The organism is Microbacterium sp. CPCC 204701 (assembly GCF_004010105.1).
Taxonomy (GTDB): domain Bacteria; phylum Actinomycetota; class Actinomycetes; order Actinomycetales; family Microbacteriaceae; genus Microbacterium.
Window position 1 is genome coordinate 1 of the sequence record NZ_RRYE01000083.1, and the last position, 9,576, is coordinate 9,576.

Annotated in this window: 11 protein-coding genes and 1 rRNA gene; 5 read left to right on the forward strand and 7 right to left on the reverse strand. The window is 70.8% G+C overall.

The genetic code is table 11. The annotated features are described in order from the left end of the window. Positions 1 to 1,314: gamma-glutamyltransferase family protein (locus EIO58_RS07380; RefSeq protein ID WP_127818986.1), on the forward strand; the 1,314-nt coding region annotated here is incomplete at its 5' end. 18 nt (positions 1,315 to 1,332) lie between these two features. Here EIO58_RS07380 and EIO58_RS07385 read toward each other — a convergent pair. After that, positions 1,333 to 2,016 (reverse strand): alpha/beta hydrolase family protein, encoded by a 684-nt coding sequence (locus EIO58_RS07385; RefSeq protein ID WP_127818987.1) that lies wholly within the window; start codon positions 2,014 to 2,016, stop codon positions 1,333 to 1,335. Continuing rightward, positions 2,013 to 2,669 carry a general stress protein gene (locus EIO58_RS07390; protein ID WP_240658627.1) on the reverse strand — a complete coding sequence of 219 codons (657 nt, stop codon included), beginning with the start codon at positions 2,667 to 2,669 and terminating at the stop codon, positions 2,013 to 2,015. The genes EIO58_RS07385 and EIO58_RS07390 overlap by 4 nt, the downstream gene beginning before the upstream one ends. A gap of 41 nt (positions 2,670 to 2,710) precedes the next feature. Between EIO58_RS07390 and EIO58_RS07395 the strand changes: the two genes are divergently transcribed. Genes EIO58_RS07395 through EIO58_RS07405 form a run of 3 tightly spaced genes read left to right on the forward strand, consistent with a single transcriptional unit; the run spans position 2,711 to position 5,681 of the window. After that, positions 2,711 to 4,009 (forward strand): magnesium transporter MgtE N-terminal domain-containing protein, encoded by a 1,299-nt coding sequence (locus EIO58_RS07395; RefSeq protein ID WP_127818988.1) that lies wholly within the window; start codon positions 2,711 to 2,713, stop codon positions 4,007 to 4,009. After that, on the forward strand, positions 4,009 to 4,536 hold the full coding sequence (locus EIO58_RS07400) for a DUF1003 domain-containing protein (RefSeq protein ID WP_127818989.1): 528 nt from the start codon (positions 4,009 to 4,011) through the stop codon (positions 4,534 to 4,536). The genes EIO58_RS07395 and EIO58_RS07400 overlap by 1 nt, the downstream gene beginning before the upstream one ends. Further along, a complete protein-coding gene (locus tag EIO58_RS07405; protein ID WP_127818990.1) occupies positions 4,533 to 5,681 on the forward strand; it encodes an Mrp/NBP35 family ATP-binding protein in 1,149 nt (382 codons plus the stop codon). Before EIO58_RS07400 ends, EIO58_RS07405 begins: the two co-directional genes overlap by 4 nt. A gap of 27 nt (positions 5,682 to 5,708) precedes the next feature. Here EIO58_RS07405 and EIO58_RS07410 read toward each other — a convergent pair whose 3' ends face one another. Beyond that, positions 5,709 to 6,101, reverse strand: a complete 393-nt coding sequence (locus EIO58_RS07410) for a Sec-independent protein translocase TatB (protein WP_127818991.1) — start codon at positions 6,099 to 6,101, stop codon at positions 5,709 to 5,711. A gap of 71 nt (positions 6,102 to 6,172) precedes the next feature. On the opposite strand from EIO58_RS07410, the gene EIO58_RS07415 reads away from it, so the two are divergent. Beyond that, on the forward strand, positions 6,173 to 6,808 hold the full coding sequence (locus tag EIO58_RS07415) for an O-methyltransferase (protein ID WP_127818992.1): 636 nt from the start codon (positions 6,173 to 6,175) through the stop codon (positions 6,806 to 6,808). A 49-nt stretch (positions 6,809 to 6,857) separates the two neighbouring features. Here EIO58_RS07415 and EIO58_RS07420 read toward each other — a convergent pair whose 3' ends face one another. From EIO58_RS07420 to rrf, 4 genes are all read right to left on the reverse strand, one after another. Further along, complete coding sequence (locus EIO58_RS07420; RefSeq protein WP_019179788.1) at positions 6,858 to 7,031, reverse strand: DUF3117 domain-containing protein; 174 nt, start codon at positions 7,029 to 7,031, stop codon at positions 6,858 to 6,860. A 94-nt stretch (positions 7,032 to 7,125) separates the two neighbouring features. Then, positions 7,126 to 8,319 (reverse strand): hypothetical protein, encoded by a 1,194-nt coding sequence (locus tag EIO58_RS07425; protein WP_240658628.1) that lies wholly within the window; start codon positions 8,317 to 8,319, stop codon positions 7,126 to 7,128. A gap of 8 nt (positions 8,320 to 8,327) precedes the next feature. Continuing rightward, positions 8,328 to 9,404: a succinyl-diaminopimelate desuccinylase gene (gene dapE / locus EIO58_RS07430; protein WP_127818993.1), complete on the reverse strand. Its 1,077-nt coding sequence runs from the start codon at positions 9,402 to 9,404 to the stop codon at positions 8,328 to 8,330. 79 nt (positions 9,405 to 9,483) lie between these two features. Continuing rightward, positions 9,484 to 9,576 (reverse strand): 5S ribosomal RNA (gene rrf / locus EIO58_RS07435); the annotation flags it as partial.

Consider the following 9,576-nt stretch of genomic DNA (forward strand, 5'->3'; position numbering starts at 1 on the left):
GTCGCGGAGCTGTTCCGCCAAGACTGGCCGACGTCGGCGGCGCTGTGGATGCCGGACGGCGAGCCCCCCGCGGCGGGAACGGTCGTGCGAAACCCCGCGTACGCCGCCGTGCTCGACGGGCTGGTCCACGCGTCGTGCACCGTGCGCGACGACGGCCCTGTGGGGCGTGCCGCCCGCATCGACGCGGCGCGCCGCGAATGGCGCACCGGCATCGTCGCGCACGAGGCCTCCACGTTCCTCGCCGATCCGCACCGCCACTCGGACGGTGCTCTCCATGCCGGGGTCATCGACGCCGACGACTTCGCGGCGTTCGAGGCGGGGTACGAGCCGCCGGTGACGCGCGACTTCCGCGGCCGCACCATCGCGAAGGCAGGCGCGTGGACGCAGGGTCCCGCGCTGCTGCAGACACTGGGCTTGCTCGAACCCCTCGCGGACGACCTGCTCGACCCCGCTCAGGAAGCCGGGGCCCACACGATCCTCGAGGCGCAGAAGCTGGCGCTCGCCGACCGCGACGCGTGGTTCGGCGACGCGGAGGTCGACGTGGAGGCGCTGCTGGCCGCCGACTACCTCGCCGAGCGGCGTGAGCTCATCGGCGAACGCGCGTCGGCGGAGTTCCGGCCCGGCGCGATCGGCGGTCGCCGCGGGTTCCAGCCACCGCTGCGCACGACGTACGGTCCCGGTGCGGCCGGCGCAGGCGAGCCCACGGTCGCACATACGAGCGAGACGCGGGGCGACACGTGCCACCTCGACGTGATCGATCGCTGGGGCAACATCGTCTCGGCGACGCCGTCGGGCGGCTGGCTCCAGTCCTCCCCCACCGTCCCCGCCCTCGGCTTCTGCCTCGGCACACGCCTGCAGATGACGTGGCTCGAGCCTGGGCATCCGTCATCCCTCGTCCCGGGGCGCCGCCCGCGCACGACGCTCACGCCGACCCTGGTGCTGCGCGGTGGGACACCCGAGTTCGCGATCGGGTCGCCCGGCGGCGACCAGCAGGATCAGTGGCAGCTTCTTGCGCTGCTGCGGATCATCGTGGGCGGCTACGCGCCGCAGCAGGCGATCGACGCGCCGGCCCTGCACACGACCGCGATGCCCGAGTCGTTCTGGCCGCGCACCTGGACGCCGGCCGGCGCCCTCGTCGAGGATCGCCTCGGTGACGACGTCATCAAGGGCCTCGAGCGACGTGGCCACGCCGTCACCCGTGCGGGCGACTGGACGCTGGGGCGGGTGTCGGCGGTGGGACGCGATGCCTCAACCGGCGTGATGTGGGCGGCGGCGAACCCACGCGGCATGCAGGGCTACGCCGCCGGCCGCTGACGTGCGTCCGGGCGTGTCTTACCGCAGGGCTCGCCGCATCCAGTCGGCGACGAGGGGCGCCAGCTCCGCACCGACCTCATCGGCCGGACGCTTGCGACCCTTGACCTCGAAAGAGTGGCCGCCGCCTTCGATCCACGAGATCTCGGCAATCCGGCACGAGGCGACGGCCTGCTCGAGCTGCTCGTGCGGATCGATGAACGGGTCGGTCGTGCCCTCGACGAACAGCTGCGCCTGCGGGACGTCGGGCAGATGCGCGGTACGCGCCCTGTCGGGGCTCCCGGGCGGATGCAGCGGGTAGCCGAGGTAGACCAGGCCCGCGGGCGCGATCACCCCCTCCGCGGCCGCCATGGACGCCATGCGCCCTCCGTACGACTTGCCCGCGGCGAACAGGGGAATGCCCCCGGCCTGCTCGGCGGCGGCGGCCTGGACCGCCGCCCAGGTGACGACCGCGTGCGCCGCGGGCCCCGGCATCCGTCGCCCCGCTTCGACATAGGGGAAGTTGAACCGCAGCGTCGCGACGGCCTCGTGCGCCAGTCCGCGTGAGAATCCGACGAGGAACGGATGCCGGTACCCGGCGCCCGCGCCGTGCGCGAGCGCGACGCACGCCCATGCGTCGCCGGGTGCGACGAGATCCGCCGAGATTTCGACCCGGCCGCTCGGCAGCTCCACGGGAACGCGGAGCTCGCGGACCGCATCGGTCATGACGCCGGGCCGTCGGACGACCGTGCCCGATCCTCGTGATCGTCCTCGGCGCCGGTGCGCTCCGGTTCCGCGGCGGGCTCTGCGGGCTCTGCCGAGGGCTCCGCGGGCGACACCCGCTCGCCGTACTTGGGCGGCGCAGTCCCCTCGTCGGCGGTGCGGACGACCTCGGCGGGCGCCGGCGCGGACTGGGGTCCGAGCACCTGGCGGGCGCGGTGGAGGCTCGCCGACGTGACGGTGACCTCGTAGTGATCGGCGAGGACCTGCATGACGGACGCGTAGTCGCGCCGACGGCGCACGAACGAGTAGGTGATCAGGCTCAGGAGCATGCCGATGGCGATGCCCACGAACAGCACGCCGACGAATGCCTGGATCGGCACGGACGGTGACCCGATGACCAGGATCGCCGAAAACAGGAGGCCGAGCAGCAGTCCGTTGATCGCGCCGGAGCGCGCGGCCGATGCGTACCCGAGCCGGCCCGTGACACGCTCGACGGAGCGCAGCCCCTGCCCCACGATGGCGATCTCGCGCGCGGGGATGTCGGCGGCGATCAACGACGAGACGGCCTTCTGCGCGGCCTCATACGTGGGAAAGCTCGCCACGGTCTGGCCGAGGTCGTCGGAGCCCTGGGGGAAACGTCCTCCCAACATGGTCATGTCCCCCATCCTCCCATGGCACGCGGACTACGCTGAGACGTGTGAGCACGCAGAGGGTTTTCGTCGCGCGCCTGGCCGGGTGCTCGGTCTTCGACCCCGCCGGCGACCGTCTCGGCAAGGTCCGGGACGTCGTCGTCATCTACCGAAAAGACGACCCGCCGCGCGTGATCGGTCTGGTGGTCGAGATCCCCGGCCGCCGGAACGTCTTCGTCTCGATCGGCCGCGTCACCTCGATCGCGCCAGGCCAGGTCATCACCACCGGTCTCATCAATGTGCGGCGCTTTCAGCAGCGCGGCGGCGAGGTGCGGGTCATGGCCGAGATGCTCGGTCGGAGGGTGTATTTCGCCGACGGTTCGGGGACGGCAGTCATCGAGGACGTCGCGATCGAGCGCAACCGCCTCGGCGAATGGGACATCGGACAGCTTTTCCTGCGCAAGCCGAAGACGAGCGCCTCGCCGTTCGCAAAGGGCCCGACGACATTCGCGAGCTGGGCGGAGGTGCGCGAACGGAACATCCCGGGCGAGGCGCAGTCCGCCGAGCAGCTCGTCGCCTCGTACTCCGAGCTGCGCCCGGCCGACCTCGCGAACACCCTGCTCGACCTGCCCGAGGAGCGGCTGCTCGAGGTCGTCGAGGAGCTTCCCGACGATCGCCTCGCGGATGCGCTCGAAGAGATGCCGGAAGACGATCAGGTCCACATCCTCGAAGCGCTCGACGATGAGCGCGCCGCCGACATCCTCGACGCGATGGAGCCCGACGACGCGGCCGACGTGCTCGCCCAGCTTCCCGAAGACCAGCGCGAGGAGCTGCTGGACCTCATGGAGCCCGAAGAGGCCGAGGATGTCCGCGCGCTGCTGAAGTACAGTCCCGACACGGCGGGCGGGCTGATGACCAGCGAGCCCATCGTGCTCTCCGCGGACGCCACCATCGCCGAGGCGCTCGCGCTCATCCGGCGGCACGAGCTGCACCCGGCCCTCGCAGCCGCGGTCTTCGTCACGCTCCCGCCGTATGAGACGCCCACCGGCCGCCTGCTCGGCACCGTCCACTTCCAGCGGATGCTGCGCTACCCGCCGCACGAACGGCTCGGCGCACTCATCGACGACACCCTCGCCCCCGTGCCGGCCACCGCCTCCGCGGCGGAGGTGGCGCGACTCCTCGCGTCGTACGACCTCGTGTCGCTGCCCGTGGTCGACCCCGCGCATCGGCTCGTCGGCGCTGTCAGCGTCGACGACGTGCTCGACTATCTCCTGCCCGAGGACTGGCGATCCCACGACGCCGACGATGAACGCGAGCCCGCCTCCCCCGTTCCCGCCGACACATCGACGATCCCGAGGAGGCGCTGATGGCCCGCACGAACCGTCAGCCGTCGCTCGACGCGCCGCGCGGTCGGTCGGGCATGCTGCAGCGCACGTCGCAGCCGTCGCGTGACCGGTTCGGACGCTTCTCGGAGTCGTTCGCACGCGCCATGGGCACGTCGGGCTTCCTCCTCGGCATGACGATCTTCGTGCTGGTGTGGCTGAGCTGGAACATCTGGGCGCCGCCCCCACTGCAGTTCGACCCTGCCGCGACGAACTTCACGCTGCTCACGCTGATCCTCTCACTCCAGGCGTCGTATGCCGCGCCCCTCATCCTGTTGGCGCAGAACCGGCAGGATGACCGCGACCGCGTGCAGATCGAGCAGGACCGGCAGCGCGCTGAGCGCAACCTGGCCGACACGGAGTACCTGGCGCGGGAAGTGGTCGCCCTGCGTATGGCGGTCAACGACTTCGCCGCCGAGACCGTGACGCGCGACGTGTTGCGCACCGAGCTGCGCACGCTCCTGGAGAAGCTCGACAACGAGCCGGCGCGCGAGGAGGACACCGCGCGATGACGGCCGCGGACGCCGTGCGCCGCGCTGTCGGCGCAGTCGCAGACCCGGAGCTGCGCCGCCCCATCGGCGAGCTCGACATGGTGCGCGACATCACCGTCGACGGCGGCGTCGCGCGCGTCGCGATCGCGTTGACCATCGTCGGCTGTCCTGCAGCCGACCGCATCGCCGCCGACGTGCGCCAGGCTGCGGCATCCGTCTCCGGAATCGAGGACGTCGTACTCGAGGTGGGCGTCATGACACCCCAGGAACGCCGGGCGCTCACCGAACGGCTCCGCGGCGGCAAGGCCCGCGAGATGCCCTTCGGCCCGGGAACCCTCACGCGCGTGATCGCCGTCACGAGCGGCAAGGGCGGAGTCGGGAAGTCGACCGTCACCGCCAATCTCGCCGTTGCACTGGCCGCGCGAGGGCTCGCGGTCGGTGTCGTCGACGCGGACGTGCACGGCTTCTCGATCCCGGGGCAGCTCGGCCTCGTCGGCCCGGATGGCACCGCGCCGCAGCCGACCCGCATCGACGACCTCATGCTGCCGCCGGTCGCACACGGGGTGAAGGTCATCTCGATCGGCATGTTCCTGCGCCGCACGGACGGCGACAGGTCACCGCTCGGCGCAGTGGCCTGGCGCGGTCCGATGCTCCACCGCACGGTGCAGCAGTTCCTGACGGACGTCTACTTCGGCGATCTCGACGTGCTCCTCATCGACATGCCGCCCGGCACCGGCGACATCGCGATCTCGGTCGGCCAGCTGCTCCCCAATGCCGACGTGCTCGTCGTCACGACGCCGCAGACCGCGGCGTCCGACGTCGCCGTCCGCAGCGGGCTCGTCGCCCGCCAGACCGGTCAGCGCGTGATCGGAGTCGTCGAGAACATGGCAGCCATGGCCCTCCCCGACGGCACGACGCTCGACCTGTTCGGATCCGGCGGCGGCGCAGCCGTCGCAGCGACGCTGTCGCACGACGGGCACGAAGTGGCGCTGCTGGCCTCCATCCCGCTCAGCCCGACGCTGCGGCAGGACGCGGATGCCGGCGTCCCAGCCGTTCTCGCCCACCCTGACGACGCGGCGTCCCGAGCGATCGCCGAGGTCGCCGCAACGCTCGCCACAACGCCCCGCGGGCTGGCGGGCCGCTCGCTCCCGTTCCGACCGGAGTGACCCGGCGCGTGCCGGGAGTCCTGCCGCTCAGGTCGCCTCGGAGTCGAACGGCGGAGCCTCGCCCGCCGGCCCGCGGAAGGGCGAGTGCACCGGCGGAGCGGGCGGTCTCATCGCAGTGGACGCCGCCGCCCCCACCTGCGACGCCCGCACTGTGGTCACCGGCGCGTCGTCGAGCAGCGCCTCGCGAATGATCCGGCGGGGGTCGTACTGTCGAGGGTCGAGCGTGCGCCAGTCGACGTCGTCGAAATCCTCGCCCATCTCGTCGCGCACCCGTGTCCGCGCCGTGGTCAGCCAGTCGCGCGCCCGGCGCGCGAAGCCGGCGAGCGACTCGGCGTACCGCGGCAGGCGCTCTGGCCCCACGATCAGCGCAGCGACGAGACCGATCAGCAGAAGCTTCTCGATCGTGAGGCCGAAGATCATGACATCAGGTTACCGCCGCGCCTGTGATGTCGGCGCCGCACGGCCGCGTAGGCTGGCGCAGGGGAGGAAGGATGGGAGAGGTGAACGCGAGCCAGCGGTTCGTCGACGAGGCGACGAGTGAGCCGGAGCACATCGCGCGCGCTCGCGCACACGCCCTCGAGCTCGGAGCGACACCGATCAGCGCGGCCATCGGCGCGCAATGCGCCGTCATCGCCGCGGCGTCGCAGGCGCTCAACATCGTCGAGATCGGCACCGGCGCGGGCGTCTCCGGGCTCTGGCTGCTCCACGGGTCTCCGCGCGCTACCCTCACCACCATCGACAAGGAGCCCGAGCACCTCGGCGCGGCGCGCAAGGCTTTCTCCGACGCGCGGATCCCGCCCGCGCGTGCACGGTTCATCACCGGCCGCGCCGCCGATGTGCTCCCCCGCATGAACGAGGCGTCGTACGACATCGTCCTCGTCGACGCGGACCCGGAGGGCGTCATCGAGTACGTGGAGCACGGCCTCCGGCTCGTCCGCTCCGGAGGCACGGTCCTCGTGCCTCGTGTACTCGCGGGCGGCGCCGTCGCCGATCCCGTGCGCCGTGACCCCCTGACGACCGCCTACCGTTCCCTGATCCAAGAGACCCAGTCCTCGCCCGCGGTCATCGGCGCCCTGTCGATCACGGGCGAGGGGCTCCTGCAGCTGACCACCGTCGCCACCGGCTGAGCAGACGTGAACGGCCGGTCCGAAGACCGGCCGTTCACGGAACGATGCGCTACGCCGCGTTGACGACACCGCCCAGAACGTCGTAGAGCTCCTTGGCCTCAGCGTCGTTGACCGAGACGACGAGCCGGCCACCACCTTCGAGCGGCACTCGAACGATGATGAGGCGACCCTCCTTCACGGCCTCCATCGGCCCGTCTCCGGTTCTCGGCTTCATGGCTGCCATTGCGGCTCCTTTTCATCGATGGTCTGCGGATCAAGTTTATCGTGAGGGCGGCTGGCGGCGGGCACGCTGGGGAAAGCGGCATCCCCAGCCGTCCTCACGGCACCTGCCATGCGGTGTTCCCGAGCGCGTACATGTTGTAGATCCACCACCATTGCCCGAGAAGGCAGGAGGCGAGGACACCGACCCGCCACGCTCGCGAGCGCGGGACGGCGAATGCACCCCACAGCGGCGAGAGCGGGATGAGCAGCCGGAAGATGCTGGACTGCGGGAAGAACACCAGCAGGAGATACACCAGATAGCTCGCACTCCACAGGCGCACCTCCACCCCCAGCTTCTTCGCCTGCGGCAAGAGGATCAGTGCGGCCGCGACCGCGATCACGACGAGGACGAGCGCCACATACCCTGATTCGACCGGAAGGTGCCACATCGTCCCGAACCAGAATGCCGCACCGCTCAGGAAGCCCTCGAGCGGCGCGAAGCTCGCTTCTCCCGAGATCCAGTTGCGCCGCCACGCCAGCTCCGTGGCGAGGTAGGCGCCCGGCTCTCCCGTGACAGCGGCTGCGATGACCTGCCACGCGAACCCCGCGACCGCTGCGAGCAGACCCGACACGATGATGTGCGCGATCTCGGATGCACGCAGCGGCTCGCGATCGCGGCGGAACCAGCGCCAGATGCCATACAGGGCCAGGAAGAGCGAGAACGCGAGCACGCCCGGCCGTGTGAATGCCATCAGGGGAATGAGCGCGTAGAGCCATACGTACCGCCGCCGCACCACGCACCACAGGGCGCAGAACAGCCACAGCAGGTTGAGCGTCTCCGCGTACCCGACGTGAAAGAGCGCGGCCAGCGGTCCGCAGGCGAAGAAGACGACCGCCCACGATGCTGCCGCGTCGTCGAGCCGCGCGCGCAGCAAGTGGAAGAGGACGACGGATGCCCCGTACCCCGCGACCAGCGAGACGATCGACGCGCCCGCGGCCCACGAGCCGAACGGAAGCGACACCCACTGCGAAAGGTAAGGGTACAGCGGCATGAACGCCCACGCGTTCTCTGCGACGAGCCCGTCCTCGGTCCGCGGAAGCTCCGTCGGATACCCCGTGACCGCGATGAACCAGTACCAGGTGCCGTCCCACGCCACGACGACGTCGCCGAGATCCGCACCCATGCCCATGCGGGAACCCGGACCCGACATCCCCGCGGCGAGAAGGAGGAACACCGTGGTGATCACGCGCGCGGCGAGATAGATCACGCCCACGCGGAGCGCGATCCGACCCCAGCCGGCACGGTCCAAGGCGGTGCTCAGTCGTGCGCCAGCCACTCGCGCAGACCCCGCTCCACAGCCTCGATCTGCGCGACGGACACGCGCTCCTCGTCGTGGTGCGCGAGGTGGGGGTCGCCGGGACCGTAGTTGACGGCGGGAACGCCGAGGGCGCTGAAGCGCGCCACATCCGTCCAGCCGTACTTGGGCCGCGGCTCGGCGCGGACGGCGGTCAGGAACTCGCGGGCGATCGCGGAATCGAGTCCTGGGCGCGCACCGGACGCGGCATCCACCACCTCCACGTCGAAGCCCGAGAACACCTCGCGTACGTGCGCTTCGGCCTCCTCCAGATCGCGGCTCGGAGCGAAGCGGTAGTTCACCTCGACCTCGCACAGATCGGGGATGACGTTGCCGGCGATGCCGCCGCGGATTCGCACGGCATTGAGTCCCTCGCGGTAGCCCAATCCGTCGACCGCGATCTCGCGCGGGCGATACTCCGCCAGACGCGAGAGCACGGGCGCCGCCTTGTGGATCGCGTTCTCGCCGATCCACGCCCGGGCGCTGTGCGCGCGCACGCCCTGCGTGCGCACGATCACCCGCAGATTGCCGTTGCAGCCGCCCTCGACCTCGCCGTTCGAGGGCTCCCCGAGGATCGCGAAATCGCCCGCGAACAGGTCGGGACGCGTGAGCGCCAGGCGCGTCAGGCCGTTCCTGTCGGCGTCGACCTCCTCGTGGTCGTACCACATCCAGGTGATGTCGAGTCGTGGTGTGATCAGTTCGGCCGCGAGCTTCAGCTGAACCGCGACCCCCGCCTTCATGTCGACAGTGCCCCGGCCCCAGAGGAAGGGCCGGCCATCGATCTCGATGTCGCGCGTAGGCACGTTGCCGTTGATCGGCACCGTGTCGATGTGGCCGGCGATGACCACCCGCTGTGCACGGCCCTGCCGCGTGCGGGCCACGATCGTGTCGCCGTCGCGGTAGACCTCGAGGTGCAACAGCGGCGAGATCGCGGCGAAGATCGCGTCCGCGAGCGGCTTCTCGTCGTCCGAGACGCTCGGAATGTCGCAGAGGATGCGAGTGAGGTCTACAGCGGAGACGGAGAGATCGAGCGCCGGCATTCCCCGAGTCTATCGAGCGGAATACTGCTGTTAACGCGGAATGGCCACCCTGCGTTGGGTGGCCATTCCGTTAATGGGTGTCCGGCGGTGTCCTACTCTCCCACAGGGTCTCCCCTGCAGTACCATCGGCGCTGGGAGGCTTAGCTTCCGGGTTCGGAATGGGACCGGGCGT